This window comes from Rhizobium sp. 01L419, from assembly GCF_056400025.1.
This window is the reverse complement of record NZ_JBFTSM010000003.1, coordinates 100614-115387: the sequence shown is the minus strand read 5'-3', so window position 1 is coordinate 115387 and position 14774 is coordinate 100614. Positions and strand designations below refer to the sequence as shown.

18 protein-coding genes are annotated in these 14774 nt (G+C 61.6%); 8 read left to right on the top strand and 10 right to left on the bottom strand.

All coding sequences use genetic code 11. The features are described from left to right. The first annotated feature begins 268 nt into the window (after nucleotides 1-268). Nucleotides 269-1144, top strand: a complete 876-nt coding sequence (locus AC1DUP_RS07520; protein WP_113306989.1) for a transporter substrate-binding domain-containing protein — start codon at nucleotides 269-271, stop codon at nucleotides 1142-1144. A 118-nt stretch (nucleotides 1145-1262) separates the two neighbouring features. Here the strand turns inward: AC1DUP_RS07520 and AC1DUP_RS07515 are convergent, their stop codons facing one another. The 5 genes from AC1DUP_RS07515 to AC1DUP_RS07495 form a co-directional block, all read right to left on the bottom strand. Further along, nucleotides 1263-1676: a tellurite resistance TerB family protein gene (locus AC1DUP_RS07515; RefSeq protein ID WP_113298467.1), complete on the bottom strand. Its 414-nt coding sequence runs from the start codon at nucleotides 1674-1676 to the stop codon at nucleotides 1263-1265. A 48-nt stretch (nucleotides 1677-1724) separates the two neighbouring features. Further along, a complete protein-coding gene (locus AC1DUP_RS07510; RefSeq protein WP_477832319.1) occupies nucleotides 1725-2489 on the bottom strand; it encodes a thermonuclease family protein in 765 nt (254 codons plus the stop codon). Nucleotides 2490-2500: 11 nt separating this feature from the next. Further along, a complete protein-coding gene (locus AC1DUP_RS07505) occupies nucleotides 2501-3169 on the bottom strand; it encodes a S24 family peptidase (RefSeq protein ID WP_113298469.1) in 669 nt (222 codons plus the stop codon). Nucleotides 3170-3340: 171 nt separating this feature from the next. Then, nucleotides 3341-3988 carry a response regulator transcription factor gene (locus AC1DUP_RS07500; RefSeq protein ID WP_113306987.1) on the bottom strand — a complete coding sequence of 216 codons (648 nt, stop codon included), beginning with the start codon at nucleotides 3986-3988 and terminating at the stop codon, nucleotides 3341-3343. Nucleotides 3989-4077: 89 nt separating this feature from the next. Continuing rightward, entirely contained in the window at nucleotides 4078-4476 is a 399-nt protein-coding gene (locus AC1DUP_RS07495) for a hypothetical protein (protein WP_113298471.1), read from the bottom strand. 113 nt (nucleotides 4477-4589) lie between these two features. Between AC1DUP_RS07495 and AC1DUP_RS07490 the strand changes: the two genes are divergently transcribed. Both AC1DUP_RS07490 and AC1DUP_RS07485 read left to right on the top strand, forming a co-directional pair. Further along, complete coding sequence (locus AC1DUP_RS07490) at nucleotides 4590-4943, top strand: DUF952 domain-containing protein (RefSeq protein ID WP_113298472.1); 354 nt, start codon at nucleotides 4590-4592, stop codon at nucleotides 4941-4943. Then, entirely contained in the window at nucleotides 4940-6028 is a 1089-nt protein-coding gene (locus AC1DUP_RS07485; protein WP_113506964.1) for a quinone-dependent dihydroorotate dehydrogenase, read from the top strand. Before AC1DUP_RS07490 ends, AC1DUP_RS07485 begins: the two co-directional genes overlap by 4 nt. Here AC1DUP_RS07485 and AC1DUP_RS07480 read toward each other — a convergent pair. From AC1DUP_RS07480 to AC1DUP_RS07470, 3 genes are read right to left on the bottom strand one after another with little or no spacing between them, the layout of a single operon-like run. Continuing rightward, complete coding sequence (locus tag AC1DUP_RS07480) at nucleotides 6004-7350, bottom strand: MATE family efflux transporter (RefSeq protein ID WP_477832318.1); 1347 nt, start codon at nucleotides 7348-7350, stop codon at nucleotides 6004-6006. The two genes, AC1DUP_RS07485 and AC1DUP_RS07480, sit on opposite strands and share 25 nt — an antisense overlap. A 32-nt stretch (nucleotides 7351-7382) precedes the next feature. Continuing rightward, nucleotides 7383-7880, bottom strand: a complete 498-nt coding sequence (locus AC1DUP_RS07475; RefSeq protein WP_477832317.1) for a CAP domain-containing protein — start codon at nucleotides 7878-7880, stop codon at nucleotides 7383-7385. Nucleotide 7881: 1 nt separating this feature from the next. Beyond that, the gene (locus AC1DUP_RS07470; protein ID WP_113298476.1) at nucleotides 7882-8148 is read right to left on the bottom strand and encodes a DUF6460 domain-containing protein; all 267 of its coding nucleotides are present in this window, start codon (nucleotides 8146-8148) and stop codon (nucleotides 7882-7884) included. 140 nt (nucleotides 8149-8288) lie between these two features. On the opposite strand from AC1DUP_RS07470, the gene AC1DUP_RS07465 reads away from it, so the two are divergent. The 3 genes from AC1DUP_RS07465 (at nucleotide 8289) to AC1DUP_RS07455 (ending at nucleotide 10352) form a co-directional block, all read left to right on the top strand. Then, nucleotides 8289-9221 carry a class I SAM-dependent DNA methyltransferase gene (locus tag AC1DUP_RS07465; RefSeq protein ID WP_477832564.1) on the top strand — a complete coding sequence of 311 codons (933 nt, stop codon included), beginning with the start codon at nucleotides 8289-8291 and terminating at the stop codon, nucleotides 9219-9221. A 197-nt stretch (nucleotides 9222-9418) separates the two neighbouring features. Next, a complete protein-coding gene (locus AC1DUP_RS07460; protein ID WP_477832316.1) occupies nucleotides 9419-10054 on the top strand; it encodes a YitT family protein in 636 nt (211 codons plus the stop codon). A 127-nt stretch (nucleotides 10055-10181) separates the two neighbouring features. Continuing rightward, a complete protein-coding gene (locus tag AC1DUP_RS07455; protein ID WP_162747144.1) occupies nucleotides 10182-10352 on the top strand; it encodes a hypothetical protein in 171 nt (56 codons plus the stop codon). Between the two features lie 66 nt (nucleotides 10353-10418). On the opposite strand, the gene AC1DUP_RS07450 is transcribed toward AC1DUP_RS07455, so the two are convergent. Continuing rightward, nucleotides 10419-10880, bottom strand: a complete 462-nt coding sequence (locus AC1DUP_RS07450) for a carboxymuconolactone decarboxylase family protein (protein ID WP_113298478.1) — start codon at nucleotides 10878-10880, stop codon at nucleotides 10419-10421. Between the two features lie 34 nt (nucleotides 10881-10914). After that, nucleotides 10915-11415 carry an RrF2 family transcriptional regulator gene (locus AC1DUP_RS07445; protein ID WP_113298479.1) on the bottom strand — a complete coding sequence of 167 codons (501 nt, stop codon included), beginning with the start codon at nucleotides 11413-11415 and terminating at the stop codon, nucleotides 10915-10917. A gap of 96 nt (nucleotides 11416-11511) precedes the next feature. Here AC1DUP_RS07445 and AC1DUP_RS07440 point away from each other — a divergent pair, with 96 nt between their 5' ends. After that, the gene (locus tag AC1DUP_RS07440) at nucleotides 11512-14022 is read left to right on the top strand and encodes a ligase-associated DNA damage response DEXH box helicase (protein ID WP_477832315.1); all 2511 of its coding nucleotides are present in this window, start codon (nucleotides 11512-11514) and stop codon (nucleotides 14020-14022) included. An 8-nt stretch (nucleotides 14023-14030) separates the two neighbouring features. Then, nucleotides 14031-14768, top strand: coding sequence for a ligase-associated DNA damage response endonuclease PdeM (gene pdeM, locus AC1DUP_RS07435; protein ID WP_477832314.1), 738 nt, complete (start codon nucleotides 14031-14033; stop codon nucleotides 14766-14768). Nucleotides 14769-14774: the final 6 nt, after the last annotated feature.

Here is a 14774-nt window from a genome sequence, read left to right as displayed (position 1 = left end):
CCGCGCTAACGGGCTCGGGGAGTGCCCGTAAATTCCAGAGGCGTGGTTATTATTTGTGCTTAAGCGTTCAAAAATGCAATTTTTGCGAATTTTTGTGTGGCTGGCATGGCGTCGAACTCCACGAAAGACCGTGCTTTGAAGGCCGACGCGTCGTTCTGATTCCACCGAAGCGCAGTTTGCTACCTGCCGGGCCATATTCCCCGATGGGTATGATTCTGTTACATCTCTGCCGGGCGGCAGGCGCGGCGCTTAACTTGAGGCAGGTCATATGGTGCAATCTAAACCGGCGTTTCCGGCTCCAAGAGGGATTTTTATCCTTTGCCTGTTTTCGGTTGCACTGCTTTCGGCTTTTTCCGTTTTTGCGCAGCAGGCAGGACCATCCGTGCCGCTGCTGTTCGATTCCCGTGAACGCCTGGCAAAGCCCGACCTTTCCTCGCTCGTGCGCCTGCGCTTCCTGACTTCGGTGGACTTCCCGCCCTTCAATTTCAGCGACCAGAACGGCAAGCTCTCCGGCTTCAACGTCGATCTCGCCCGCGAGATCTGCGGCGAACTGGAGATTGCCGACAAGTGCCAGATTCAGGCGCTGCCCTTTGCCGACCTGCAGAAGGCGCTCGCCGGCTCGCAGGGTGATGCCGTCATCGCCGGACTTGCCGTCACGCCCGAGCTGCGCCGCGAGTTCCTCTTCTCCCGCCCCTATCTGATGCTGCCGGCCCGCTTCGTCCGCAACACGGCCGTCTCCGTGACCGGAACGACGGCTGCCGGCCTCGCAGGCCATCCGGTCGGCGTCGTCAAGGGCACCGTGCATGAGGCCATGCTGGCGGCCTTCTTCCCCGCCATCAAGGCGCAGCCCTTCGACAACAAGGAGGCACTGCTGACAGCCTTGAAGGAACGCAAGGTCGATGCTGCCTTTGCCGATGCGCTGCAGCTTTCCTTCTGGGTCGCTTCGCCCGCTTCGGACAAGTGCTGTTCCCTGTTCGACGGACCCTACACATCAGAGCATTTCCTGGGCGAGGGCATGACGATCATGCTGCGCCAGAACGACAGCGTGCTGACGGCGGCGATCGACCACGCGCTGGCAACGCTCTCGCGCAATGGCCGCCTGGAGGAAATCTATCTGCGCTATTTCCCTTACGGGCTGTATTAGAGCAATTCCAGCAAAAGTGTGCAGCGGTTTTGCGTCCGGAATTGCGGTGAAAAAAGCAATTCCAGCAAAAACTGTGCAGCGGTTTGCCTCCGGAAATGCGTTAAAAAAGCAGAGAGGTTTACCCCTTGCGGAAGCGGGCGATCGCGCTGCGCTCGATGGCGGCACAGGTCAGCTTGTCGAGGCTGAGACGGTCGCGCAGCAGGCTGAGTAGCCGCAATTCTTCAGCTTTCACGGAAAGGTCGGCGGCGGCGACTTCGACTGCCAGCGCATAGGCCGTGTCGTAGAGCCGGGCGGGCAGCGTGTCGCGCACCGTCTCCAGAACCACATCCAGCCCTTCCGGGCCGGCCAGCAGCGAGGCGCAGTCGCGGGCGACGGAAATCAGATTGTCGTCGTCGAAATCGCGGAATACCGGCAGGAAGCCGATGAGCTGGCCGATCCTTTCCATTTCCCGATCGTTCATGGTGCTGTCGACGGCAGATGCCATGACCATCACATAGATCAGGGCGTCGTGGGCTGAAAGCGGCTTGTTCATGTCTGATTCCCTCTTCGATGAGCGGAGATTAGGAATTGGCAGTCGCCATTACAAGGGATTGGCCGGTTCAGGCCGGGGCGCTGCCGCCGGCCTGCGGCGCGGATCCTCGCCGTGGATGCCTTTCTTCGCTTGTTTTGCCTTTTGGCCGGCAGCGGCAAGCGGCGAACCCGGTTGCGCCTCAGCCCAGCCGTTTTCCACCAGCCACGTGCCGATATCCTGCTGTCCCAGCCGGCAGGCAGTCCTCGCCATATCCTGCCATGCATCGGAAGGCAGGTCGCAATCGATCGTGCGGTTGCGCAGGAAAAGCCGCAGCGCCGTCTTTGCCATCATGCCGCACGGCCATTCCTTTCCCTCCGATCCGCAGCTCTTGTCCGCGGGCGTCGCAATGACGCCGACAATCTGCAGCCTGCGTTTGCCGAAGGAGAGGACACCGGCATTCTCCACCGTCGGCCGCAACAGCTCCACGCTGTCTTTTCCCTCGGGCGTGGCCGACGGCGTCTCGGTCGCTACCGGAGCATTCTGCGCCGTTTCATCCGCTGTTGCATCTTCGGAGGGAGGCGGGGAGGTGGCCCCTGCCGGCTCTGATGCTGCAGGCTCCGTTGCCCGGGCAATCAGCGCTGCATCTTCATCCGTAAGCGTTGCAGGCGGTTTTGCCATATCGGCATTCGCATCTGGCAGTTTTGTGACCGCGCCGCTGGCATCCGTGTCAGATACCGATCCATCGCCGCCATCGAGCCGCGCTTGCCCTGCCAGCAGCAGGCCGACCACCATCGCCATCCCCGCGATACCTGTGATGAAGGCTGCAGGGCGCATGGATTATTTTCCTATTGGCTGGCCCATATGATCCGGGCGATCCATTCGACGTCGGAAAGCTCGATCGTCCGGTTGGGATGTTCGGGGTTGAGCGACAGCAGTTCGATGGAACGCGGGCTCTGGCGCAGCAGCACCTTGGCCATGACCTCGCCCTCGCGCGTCTTGACGACGACGCGGTCGTTGCGGCGCACCTGCGCACCGGGCTCCACGATCAGCACATCGCCGTCGCGATAGAGCGGCATCATGCTCTCGCCCTGCACTTCCAGCGCATAGACCCCCGCCTTCTGCGAGGGGCCTGCCGGAAATTCCACCACGTCCCAGCCCTGGCCTGCCGGAAAGCCGCCATCGTCGAAAAAGCCGCCGGCACCTGCCTGCGCAAAGCCGAGCAGGGGAATGGAGTTTCCCTGCGACGCAAAAATACCGTCCGGCAGGTTGGCGGCCGCTGCCCCCGCCGGCCGCATGAAGCCCATGAATTGCTCCATGCTCGCCCCCGTCGCCTCCAGCACCTTGGCGATGGATTCAGTCGATGGCCAGCGCAGGCGTCCGTCCGCCGAAAGTCGCTTGGATTTGTTGAAGGAGGTCGGATCGAGCCCTGCCCGCCGCGCAAGACCCGACGGCGTCAGGTCATGCCGTTCGGCAAGCCCGTCGATCGCTCCCCAGATCTGGTCGTGTGACAGCATATGCGTCCGGTCCCGCGGTCCGTCCGGCCGCTTTCTATCACCGGCAGATTAGCCGAGGCATCTCCCCGAGTAAAGTGAAAATGAGGAATAAAATCCTGTCTCGTGAGAGTGCCATGCGTCCATTCGGACGCACAAGGGACGCCCTGACTCTTTAAATCTGCGCATCAGGTTTTAGGCGACCATCGCCATGTTGATCTTGCCGAGCTGGATCACCGCCTGCGTGCGGCTGTCGACGTTGAGCTTTAAGAGGATCGCCGAGACATGCGCCTTGATCGTCGCCTCGGAAACCCCGAGTTCATAGGCGATCTGCTTGTTGAGCAGCCCTTCGCCAAGCATGGTCAGCACCCGGCTCTGTTGCGGTGTCAGCGTGTGCAGGCGATGGATGAGGTCGGCGACATCGGGATCCTGTTCCTGTCCGTCGCGATAGCTCTCCGGCGTGGCGATATCACCCGCCAGCACCGTCTGGATGCCACGGCGGATATCCTCGATACCTGAGGATTTGGAAATGAAACCGGAAGCGCCGAGCTCCAGCGCCCGGCGGATTGTCGTGGTGTCATCGGTGGCCGAGATGATGACGATCGGCAGGCTGACGAATTCGGAGCGCAGCGCCATCAGGCCGGAAAAACCGCTCACCCCTGGCATCGCAAGATCGAGCAGCATCAGGTCCGCATCCGGATGTGCCGTCGCAGCCGTCCTTGCCGCGGCAAAATCCCCGGCCTCGACGATTGCCTGCCGGCCTTCCATGCCGATCACCGCCTGCCGCAGCGCGTCGCGAAACAGCGGATGGTCGTCGGCAATGATGATGGTCTGTTCCTGCATCGAAAACTCCCTCCCAAGAGCTCGATCCCGCCAGTTCCGTCCGGCTCCCCGCACGAACATGACTCTCCACTTATACGAATATAACCGGATCAACTCCGCTGCGGAAGAGGATTGGCCTCGTCTTCGGCCCGGAATTCCCGCACTATACCCATGAAACTGCGCATCATCCGCTCCATGATGCCGATCGAGCGGTCCACTTCCGCATCTGTCGGCAGGGCGGGCCGCCCGGCTGTATTCTTCTCCAGGGCACTGACACGGTCGGAAAGCCGGTCGAGTTCATCCTCGTAGGCGGCGCGTTCATCGGCCGCCATACGGCAGACGAGCGCCCCGTCCTTTTCGGTGCAGAGCGACATCGCGCCCGTCTGCCGGTCGAGGCGCACGAAATGGTCGCCGCTGCGTTCAAGCTGGAAGCGCGTCGCATCGGGCTCCGCGGCAAAAGCCGCAAGCGGCAGAAGACCGGCGGCAAGCGTAATTGCAAATGCCTTCATCGTCTCATCCTCCGCAAAGCGTGGTACCAGCCCGTTTTTGAGTCCGCAGGCGTGGACATCGCCGCCTCTTTGAGGCAAAGCCGTCCTCACAAAGGCCAGCCACTGGGATCATCATGACCGCGACACCGACCCTTTACAAGATCGTGCCGGAGGCGCTCTGGCAGGAAGCCAGACAAACCGGCATTTTTCATGGCGCCGGCATCGATCAGAAGGATGGCTTCATCCATTTCTCGACTTCGGAGCAGGTCAAGCAGACGGCAGCCCTCTATTTTGCCGGCCAGACGGGCCTCCTGCTCGTTGCCGTCGATGGCCGTAGCTTCGGTGACAAATTGGTCTTCGAAGCCTCGCGCGGCGGTGCGCTCTTCCCGCATCTCTATGCCGATCTACCGCTCTCGGCCGTGCTCTGGGAAGCGGCCTTGTCGCTCGATGATGCCGGCCTCCACATTTTTCCGGAGCTCGCCCCGTGATCGATCCTTTCAAGCGCATTGCCCGCCGTGGCCTCTTCCTCTTCGATCCCGAAACAGCGCATGGCATGTCGATTGCGGCGCTCAAAGCTGGCGTGGTGCCCGCCTGCCGTATCGCGTCGGACCCGCGCCTGCACCAGACCGTTGCCAATATCGACTTCCCCAATCCGCTCGGCATGGCCGCGGGTTATGACAAGAATGCCGAAGTGCCGGAAGCATTGCTGAAGCTCGGCTTCGGCTTTACCGAGATCGGCACGGTCACGCCGAAGCCGCAGTCAGGCAATCCCCGCCCGCGCATCTTCCGCCTGGTGGAGGATGACGCGGTGATCAACCGCCTCGGCTTCAACAATGAAGGCCATGAAGCGGCCTTCCAGCGGCTCTCGAAGATCGGCCATACGGGCATCGTTGGCGTCAATATCGGCGCCAACAAGGATAGCGAGGATCGCATCGCCGATTATGTCGCCGGCATCCGCCGCTTCTATTCGGTCGCTCGCTATTTCACCGCCAATATTTCCTCGCCCAACACGCCGGGCCTGCGTGACCTGCAGGCGCGCGAAAGCCTCGCCGCCCTTCTGTCTTCTGTCTTGGCTGCTCGCGACGATGAGGCTGAGAAGGCCGGCCGCAAAATTCCCGTCTTCCTGAAGATCGCCCCCGATCTTACCGAGGAAGGCATGGACGACATCGCCGCCGAGGCCCTCTCGCATGCGCTGGACGGTCTGATCGTTTCCAATACGACCCTCTCCCGGGACGGGCTGAAGGATCAGCGACAGGCCAGGGAGGCTGGCGGCCTCTCCGGCGCGCCGCTGTTCGAGAAGTCGACGGCGGTGCTTGCGAGAATGCGCAAGCGCGTCGGCCCGGCCCTGCCGATCATCGGTGTCGGCGGCGTATCTTCGGCTGAAACTGCGCTGGAAAAAATCAGGGCGGGGGCGGATCTCGTGCAGCTCTATTCCTGCATGATCTATGAAGGCCCGGGCCTTCCGGGCACGATCGTGCGCGACCTGTCGAAACTGCTCGACCGTGAAAAGGCGGCTTCGATCCGGGATCTCAGGGACAGCCGTGTCGATTACTGGGCCGCGCGGAAAGTCTGAGCGGCCCGCGGCTTGACCAGCACCGCCAGGAAGAAACCACGAAGCAGCAGGAAAGCGTTCATCGCCAGCCACAGGCCGTGATTGCCGAACATCGGCACGAAGATGGCGAGCATGGCGAGATAGCCCGCAAAGGACATCAGCATCCGGTTGCGCATGTCCACGGACCATGTTGCGCCGATGAAGACACCGTCCATCAGGAAGGCGAGCGCACCCGTCAGTCCCGTCACCGCTGCCCAGGGCAGATAAGTCTCGGCCGCCGCCTGCACCTCCGGGGAACTGGTCAGCACGGAAATGAGATAAGGACCGGCAAAATAGAAAAAGCCGGAAATGATCGCCGCCAGTCCGAAGGACCAGAAGATCGTGAGCTTCAGTCCGCGGTCGAAGGCCGGTCGGTATTGCGCGCCGATCGCCCGGCCGGTGATCTGCTCGGCAGCATTGGCGAGACCGTCGAGATAATAGCCCGACAGCAGGAAGAAGTTCATCAGCACCGCATTGGCTGCCAATGTAATAGCGCCGAAGCTCGTGCCGATGCGGGTCATGATCGCGAAGGAGCCGATCAGCACGAAAGTGCGGATCAGGATGTCGCGGTTCAGCGCAAAAAGCTCGGCCAGCCTGTTTCTCGAAAAGATTTCCGTCCGGCCTGGCCGGTCCGCCCCATTGAAACCGCGTAGCACGATGAAAAGACCGGCAAGCGCGCCCGCCGTTTCACCCGCCATCGTGCCCCAGGCGACGCCCGAAACGCCCCAGTCGAGCGATAGGCCGAGGTAGATGGAAAGCAGGATGTTGATGCCGTTGATCAGCGCCTGCAGCAGAAGCCCGGTTCGGCCCTGTCCGCGGCCGAGCACGAAGCCGAGGAGTGCGTAGTTGGCAAGGGTTGCCGGCGCGGCGAGAATGCGGATGGAGAAATAGGTGCTGGTCGCCTCCGCGATCCTACCTTCTGCCCCCATCAGCTTCAGCCCGACAACAATCAGCAGCGGTGACAGGACGAGAAGCGCAAGACCACAGCCCAGCGCCGAGACGATCGCCCGCCAGAAAACCGCTTGCTGCTCATGCGCGTCGCGCCGCCCGAGCGCCTGCGCAGTCAGTCCCGTCGTGGAAGCGCGCAGGAAATTGAAGCTTCCCATGATGAGGTCGAACAGCATGGCGCCAATCGCAAGGCCTGCCAGCGCTTCCGGGTCGCCCATATGGCCGACGACGGCTGTATTGGTGATGCCAAGCAGCGGCGTGGTCATGAAGCCGAGCGTCATCGGAATAGCGATCGCCAGCACCAGCCGGTGCGTCACGTCGAATGCCAATGTGTTTCTGCTTCTGCCGGTATCCATATCCGCCTCGTGGGGAGAGAGGCGGAATCGCCTCAGTTGGAAAGCACCATGGCCCAATAGGGCAGGTTCCTGGAAGACGCATTATGTGCAACGGCGACGCCGATACCACTATAGCGCCCCAGCATATTTTCCAGATGGTGGGGAGAATTGATCCAGGCGGTGACGACCGCATCGACGCTCTGCTGGCCCGAAGCGATGTTTTCGGCGGCCGGCAGGTTGACGCCGCTTGCCTTCACGCGGGCGCCGAAACTGTCGGTCATGCCCATCAGATGCTTCATCTTGCCCGCACTTGCCATGCGCTTGGCCTGGAAGATCGCGGCCGTGCTCGCATGCGGATCGACGCTGAGCGGCGGCAGGCCGTTCCTGGCCCGAAGCTGGTTGACGAGCGGCAGCGCCGAGGCGGTCTCGTCGGAGGCATTGGAGGGCGTGCTTGCAAGCTTGGGTGTCGTCGTGCAGCCGGCGATGCCGGCTGCCAGTGCGAGGCCGGAAAGCTGCAGCAGGCTGCGGCGCGAAAGGATGATTGAGCTCATGTTATTTGCGATAGCTGAAAAGACGGATGATGATGAAGATCGGGATGACGATGGTGGCGCCGAGAAGCAGATAGTCGCCGACGCGGCCAAGCGCAGAGAAGCCCTGTCGCCATAGATGGATCACGAAATCACGGAAGTTGTAGATGAGTTCCCAGGGTGTCAGCCCGAAGATGGCCATGACGAAGCCGACGATCAGCGACACCACCAGAAGCTTGATGATCGTGCGGCCAATGGAATCGCCGAGGAACCTGTTCACCTGATCGGACATGCGCCATCTCCTGTTTGTCTTGAGATACGGTTGCGGCGATTCGCCTGCAAGCCTTTTCCTCTAAGACAGCACCGCCTCTGAAATAGGACTTGAGTTTTTTTGTGGCCGCCGCCAAATGCCGCCAGCCAAAGGGTCCGATCATGCAGCCAAGCCAGCTTTCCTCCGGCGACGTCATCGCCGATCGCCGCGCCGACTATGCGAAGATGCTCGACGAGGGCGGCGAACCGGACGCGGCGGCCGAGCTGATGGAGCAGGCGCTGGAACTGGTACCGTCCTGGGCTGCCGGCTGGTATCGTCTAGCCACCTACAGCGAAAAGGCGGGCAGGGCGGATGCTGCCGTCGCAGCCTATCGCCGGACGCTGGATCTCGACCCAGAGGATATCTTTGGCGCAAGCTTGAAACTCGCTTTGCTCGGCGATGCCGATACACCGGCGCAGCCGCCGAGCCGCTATGTCGAGCGCCTCTTCGATGACTATGCCGATCGTTTCGAAACCTCCCTGGTGGAGAAGCTCGATTATTCCGTGCCGCAGAAGCTTGCCGCTTTGGTTGCCTCGACCGGTCGGCAGTATCAGCTTGCTGTCGACCTCGGCTGCGGCACGGGCCTGCTCGGCCCCGAAATCCGCGCTGATGTCACCCATCTCGAAGGCTTCGATCTCTCGCAAAACATGCTGGCGAAGGCTGCCGAAAAGCACGTCTACGACCATCTCGCCCAGGCCGATCTGTCGCTGGAGCCCGAAGCATCAGGTCTTTTTGCTGACGGTGGGCGGCACCGCGCCGACCTCGTAACCGCCGCCGATGTGCTGATGTATCTCGGCAATCTGGAAAGCGTCTTCGCGATCCTCGATGAGCTCTTGGCTCCCGGCGCCGACTTCGCCTTTTCCGTCGAGGATGGCGGCGAGGCAAACGGTTTTCATCTGGCGCCGTCGCTGCGCTATGCGCATGCGCAAGCTTATGTCGAAGCGCTTGCCTCGGCCCATCGGCTCGAAATCCTCGAGACGGTCAAAACCGTCATTCGCAAAGATGGCGGCAAGCCGGTTTCCGGCATTCTGTTCCTTACGCGCAAGACCGCCTGAGCGCATATTTCTTGCGATTTTGAAATAGGTCAGCATTGCTTACGTATTTCGCTTGCGCGCAACTTCAGAAGGCCTGATAACTCGGGCTATTCAGTGAGAAAGCGACGCGCTCCCCGGGGCGCAGCACGCGCCGCATCCATCCAGACATTTCCTCTTCCTCCGGCCAGCCCGGAGCAGCCGCTATCGGAGATCGCGACATGAGCCAGCTCATCAGTGCCCTTGGGTTCTGGAACACCACGGCGACGCGCCACACGCCGGTGGAGGATGTGCAGGGCGTCTTCTCCGGCAGCCTCGTCTCCGCGCTCGGACTTTACGTCCTCGCCAGCGCCGGTCTTCTCACCGGCAGCACCGCCGGCATTGCCTTCCTGCTGCATTATGCCTTCGGCGTGAACTTCGGCTTCGCTTTCTTCCTGCTCAACCTGCCGTTCTTTTACCTCTCTTGGAAGCGTCTCGGCATGGCTTTCACGATCAAGACCTTCATCGCGATCGGCCTCACCTCCGCATTGACCAGTCTGCAGCCGAAGGTCATGGAAATCGCCACCATTCACCCAGCCTGGGCAGCACTTCTCGGCGGCCTGCTGCTGGGTTTCGGCCTTCTTGCGCTCTATCGCCATCGCGCCAGCCTCGGCGGCGTCGGCATTCTCGGCATCTATATGCAGGAGCGTTTCGGTATCCGCGCCGGCCTTGTGCAACTGGCCATCGATATGTGCGTGCTGGCCGCCGCCTTCTTCGTCACCACGCCGCCGGTCGTCTTCTATTCCGTGCTCGGCGCCGTCGTCCTCAACCTGTTCGTGGCAATCAATCACCGGGCCGATCGCTACATCGCTCTCTAGTGTTTTCCTGTCGACCCGCAAAGACTCAACCTTACAAATCGGTAAGCCATTATAAACAAAACGTAACTTGCCTGTGATCGGCCCCGGCGCGACACTTCCTCTCGCGCCGGATGTGATGAGGTGAGCTATGTCAGAGTTGGAAAAGCTTGTCAGACGCCGCATGCAGGAAGAATACGCCAAAGGCTCTTCCGCAGAGCATATCGCCAAGGTCGTTCGCGACATATTCAACAGCATCGATCTCTCGGGCAGATTGCCTGAAGCCGTTGCCGTGAGGTCCGATACGCGCCACAGACGATGAAATATTCAACCGACCCGATCTCTCGGGTCGGTCACCGGGACAAAGCCCCTTATCAGCAAAAAAGTATCAGGCTGCCTTCTGTGACGCATCGATCGGATGCTGGCTGCGGAAGCCGACGGCCAGCCGGTTCCAGATATTGATCGCGCCGATCGCCACCGTGATCTTGGTCATTTCCTCTTCGGAAAAATGCGCCTTCAGTGCCTCGTAGTCGGCATCCGGTGCGCCGGTCTCGGCAATCTTCGTGACCGCATCGACCCAGCCGAGCAGGGCGCGCTCGCGTGCGTCGTAAACCGGCGATTCGCGCCATACGCACATCAAGTTGATCCACTGCTCGGAAAGTCCGTCGTGACGTGCTTCCTTCACATGCATGTCGACGCAGTAGGCACAGCCGTTGATCTGCGAGGCGCGAAGCTTGATCAGGTGGATGAATCGACGCTCCAGGCCGGAGGTCTGGACGTACTGTTCCAGGGCGACAACGGCCTTGTAGGCATCGGGAGCGGCCTTGCCGAAGTTGAAACGTGTTTGCATGGGTATTCTCCTTGGGTTGGGTTGGGTTTGTGGCTCAGCGAGCCGTCTTTCTCTCGTGGATTTCCATGAAGGCGCAGCCTCTGGCGGCGATGCCGCCGTCATCGTCTGCGGAAAGTTCGGTCAGGATGTCGGCGATGCTGGTGTTCGCAAGTTCCGCGCGATAGGCGCGCTCGGCCCTGAGCATTGCCGCCGTAACCTGGCAGGGCTTGGTGAAATAGCGCTGCGGCAGCGGGTTCGGCCCGCGCTGACGGATCTCCGAACAGCGGAAGGCCGGCGCCGGACCTTCAACCGCAAGCACGATATCGAGCAGCGATATGTCCTCTGCCGCCTTCGCCAGCCGGTAACCACCTTTCGGCCCTGGAACCGTCACCAGAATGCCGGCCCCCGAAAGCGCCTGCAGATGCTTCAGCAGATAGCTCGTCGACACGCCGTGGAATTCGGCGAGGGCCGCGGCCGATAGCACGCTGCCTTCTGCAAGCCCTGATAGTACCGCCGCACAATGAATGCTTTGTTCGACACCGTCACCAAGCTTCACAGCTGATCTCCTCTAATCGTAGATATTATTTATCCATGATTATGCCGAGGAGTCAACACCGCTTTTATTCGCCCGCATTTGAACTACATTTGCCCCGTGGATCAGATCGATGCCGAAACCAGCCTTGCCTTGCCCGCACCCTTTCTCCGCTGGTTTGCGGAAAAGGGCTGGCGCCCGCGAGCCCACCAGCTCGAGCTCCTTGCTCGCGCCGAGGCCGGCGAGAGCACGCTGCTGATTGCCCCGACCGGCGCCGGCAAGACATTGGCCGGCTTTCTGCCGTCGCTGACCGACCTCACGCGACGTGGCAAGATCCCGCCGGGCTCGGCATTCGCCGGCATTCACACACTCTATGTTTCGCCGCTGAAGGCGCTCGCCGTCGATATTGAGCGCAACCTCATGAAGCCCGTCACCGAGATGGGGCTGCCGATTTCGGTCGAGAACCGCACCGGCGATACCCCGGCCGCAAAGCGCCAGCGCCAGAAGCTCGATCCACCTGATATCCTGCTGACGACGCCGGAACAGGTCGCCCTGTTGTTGGCAAACCGCGAGGCCGAGCGCTTTTTCAAGGACTTGAAATACGTCATTTTCGACGAGTTGCATTCGTTGGTCACGTCCAAGCGCGGCCATATGCTCTCGCTCGGCCTCGCCCGCTTGCGCAGGCTTGCACCTGATCTGCAGACCATTGGCCTTTCAGCCACCGTTGCCGAGCCGATGGATTTGCAGAAATGGCTGGTGGCGCAGCAGGAGGACAGTGAAAACCACGCCGGCGTCGTGCTTGTCGAAGGCGGCGCCAAGCCAAATATCTCCATCCTCGATACCGAAGAGCGCATCCCCTGGGCCGGCCATTCCGCCAAATACGCGATCCCCGATGTCTATCGGCAACTGATCGACCACCAGACGACGCTGCTCTTCGTCAACACCCGCTCGCAGGCTGAAATGCTCTTTCAGGAGCTCTGGACGGTCAACGAAGAAAACCTGCCGATCGCCCTTCATCACGGCTCACTCGATGTCGCCCAGCGCCGCAAGGTCGAGGCGGCCATGGCCGCCAATCGGCTGCGCGCCGTCGTTGCTACTTCAACGCTCGACCTCGGCATCGACTGGGGCGATGTTGATCTCGTCATCCATGTCGGTGCGCCGAAAGGTGCCTCCCGTCTTGCCCAGCGCATCGGTCGTGCCAACCACCGCATGGACGAGCCGTCGAAGGCCATCCTCGTTCCCGCCAACCGTTTCGAAGTCATGGAATGCCAGGCCGCACTCGATGCGAATTATATCGGTGCGCAGGATACGCCCCCGGTCGGCCGTGGCGGGCTCGATGTGCTCGCCCAGCACGTGCTCGGCATGGCCTGCGCCGAACCTTTCGATATGCTGGAGCTTTATGACGAGATCACCAGCGCCTCGCCCTATGCCGATCTTCCGTGGGAAACCTTCGAGCGCGTCGTCGATTTCGTCGCGACCGGCGGTTATGCCCTGCGCACATATGAACGCTATGCCCGCATCCGCAAGACGAAGGAAGGTCGCTGGCGCGTCTCCAACCCGCAGGTCGCGCAGCAATATCGCCTGAACCTCGGCACTATCGTCGAGGCCCCGATGCTGAATATCCGCATGGCCAAACGCGGCGAAGGCGGCAAGCTCGGTCGCCCTGGTGCCGTGCTTGGCAAGGTCGAGGAATATTTCCTCGAACAGCTCGCGCCGGGCGACACCTTCATCTTCTCCGGCAAGGTCCTGCGTTTTGAGGGTATCAGGGAGAGCGAGGCGCTGGTCAGTCCGGCCTATTCCTTCGATCCGAAAATCCCGTCCTATAACGGCGGCAAGTTTCCGCTCTCGACCTATCTCGCCGATCAGGTCCGCTCGATGCTGGATGATCCGGACCGCTGGCATCGCCTGCCGGATCAGGTGCGCGACTGGCTCTCCCTGCAGGAGGAAAAGTCCATGCTGCCGAAGCATGACGAGCTGCTGATTGAGACCTTTCCGCGCGGCAGCCGCGGTTACATGGTCATCTATCCGTTCGAGGGGCGGCTCGCCCACCAGACGCTCGGCATGCTTCTCACCCGCAGGCTGGATCGGGCAGGCGCAAAACCTCTCGGTTTCGTCGCCACGGATTATTCCCTCGGCATCTGGGGGCTGGAGGATCTCGGCCTGATGGTAGCCAATGGCCGCCTCAGCCTTCCCGATCTCTTCGATGAGGACATGCTGGGCGACGATCTGGAATCCTGGTTGAATGAATCCTTCCTATTGAAGCGCACCTTCCGTAATTGCGCCGTGATTGCCGGATTGATCGAGCGGCGCCATCCGGGCAAGGAAAAGACCGGCCGGCAGATCACCGTCTCGGCCGACCTGATCTACGATGTGCTGAGAACCCACGAGCCCGACCACATCCTGCTGCAGGCAACGCGTGAGGACGCGGGATCAGGACTTTTGGATATTTCCCGCCTTGGCGATATGCTGAAGCGAATCAGGGGCCATATCACCCATCGGGCGCTGGACCATATTTCGCCGCTCGCGGTGCCGGTCATGCTGGAAATCGGCAGGGAATCGGTGCCGGGCCAGGCTCATGACGCACTGCTTGCCGAAGCTGCCGACGATTTGATCGCCGAGGCGATGGCGTAAGAACTGGAATGACTGACGTGATGAACCGCCTTGCGCTCGCGCGCGACATGATCGGGCTTGCCGCAATACCGGGCGTCGAAACCGCCGTTCACGGCGTTGCCGCCGTCTGCGATCCCCTGGGCGCGCTCTATCTGCCCGACGCCGGCATTCTCGTCGTCTCCGACCTGCATCTGGAAAAAGGCGCGGCCTTTGCCCGCCGCGGCATGATGCTGCCGCCCTATGATACGCTGGCGACACTCACCGTGCTCGCCGCCGTCATCTCCCGCTACGATCCGAAGCTCGTCATTTCGCTCGGCGACAATTTCCACGACCGTGTCGGCTCCGAGCATCTGCCGGATGCCTTCCGCACGCTGATCGTCGAAATGGCCCGCGGCCGCGAATGGATCTGGATCAATGGCAACCACGATCCCGATGGCACGATCAACCTGCCGGGTACCTGCTCCGACGAGCTTTATTATGCCGGCCTGACCTTCCGCCATGAGCCGCGCGACGGCCTGCAGCAAGGCGAGATCGCCGGCCATCTGCACCCGGCGGCCACGGTCCGCCGCCGTGAAAAATCCGTTCGCCGTCCCTGCTTCGCCACCGATGGCGCCCGTCTGTTGATGCCCGCCTTCGGCGTCATGAGCGGTGGGCTGGATCTCGGCCACAAGGCAATGACGGGCCTTTTCGACAAGGCTTCGCTGATTGCCCATCTGCTCGGCCGCGACCGGATCTACTCGGTCCGCTACGGCAATTTGCGCGGCTGACACGCA

What these genes read in the sequence shown, in the direction of transcription:
- AC1DUP_RS07495 (WP_113298471.1), bottom strand. Translation starts at nt 4,476, where the DNA reads ATGAAGGCATTTGCAATTACGCTTGCCGCCGGTCTTCTGCCGCTTGCG.
- AC1DUP_RS07455 (WP_162747144.1), top strand. Translation starts at nt 10,182, where the DNA reads ATGTCAGAGTTGGAAAAGCTTGTCAGACGCCGCATGCAGGAAGAATAC.
- AC1DUP_RS07505 (WP_113298469.1), bottom strand. Translation starts at nt 3,169, where the DNA reads ATGCTGTCACACGACCAGATCTGGGGAGCGATCGACGGGCTTGCCGAA.
- AC1DUP_RS07515 (WP_113298467.1), bottom strand. Translation starts at nt 1,676, where the DNA reads ATGAACAAGCCGCTTTCAGCCCACGACGCCCTGATCTATGTGATGGTC.
- AC1DUP_RS07480 (WP_477832318.1), bottom strand. Translation starts at nt 7,350, where the DNA reads ATGGATACCGGCAGAAGCAGAAACACATTGGCATTCGACGTGACGCAC.
- pdeM (WP_477832314.1), top strand. Translation starts at nt 14,031, where the DNA reads ATGACTGACGTGATGAACCGCCTTGCGCTCGCGCGCGACATGATCGGG.
- AC1DUP_RS07460 (WP_477832316.1), top strand. Translation starts at nt 9,419, where the DNA reads ATGAGCCAGCTCATCAGTGCCCTTGGGTTCTGGAACACCACGGCGACG.
- AC1DUP_RS07450 (WP_113298478.1), bottom strand. Translation starts at nt 10,880, where the DNA reads ATGCAAACACGTTTCAACTTCGGCAAGGCCGCTCCCGATGCCTACAAG.
- AC1DUP_RS07520 (WP_113306989.1), top strand. Translation starts at nt 269, where the DNA reads ATGGTGCAATCTAAACCGGCGTTTCCGGCTCCAAGAGGGATTTTTATC.
- AC1DUP_RS07510 (WP_477832319.1), bottom strand. Translation starts at nt 2,489, where the DNA reads ATGCGCCCTGCAGCCTTCATCACAGGTATCGCGGGGATGGCGATGGTG.
- AC1DUP_RS07490 (WP_113298472.1), top strand. Translation starts at nt 4,590, where the DNA reads ATGACCGCGACACCGACCCTTTACAAGATCGTGCCGGAGGCGCTCTGG.
- AC1DUP_RS07470 (WP_113298476.1), bottom strand. Translation starts at nt 8,148, where the DNA reads ATGTCCGATCAGGTGAACAGGTTCCTCGGCGATTCCATTGGCCGCACG.
- AC1DUP_RS07500 (WP_113306987.1), bottom strand. Translation starts at nt 3,988, where the DNA reads ATGCAGGAACAGACCATCATCATTGCCGACGACCATCCGCTGTTTCGC.
- AC1DUP_RS07475 (WP_477832317.1), bottom strand. Translation starts at nt 7,880, where the DNA reads ATGAGCTCAATCATCCTTTCGCGCCGCAGCCTGCTGCAGCTTTCCGGC.
- AC1DUP_RS07465 (WP_477832564.1), top strand. Translation starts at nt 8,289, where the DNA reads ATGCAGCCAAGCCAGCTTTCCTCCGGCGACGTCATCGCCGATCGCCGC.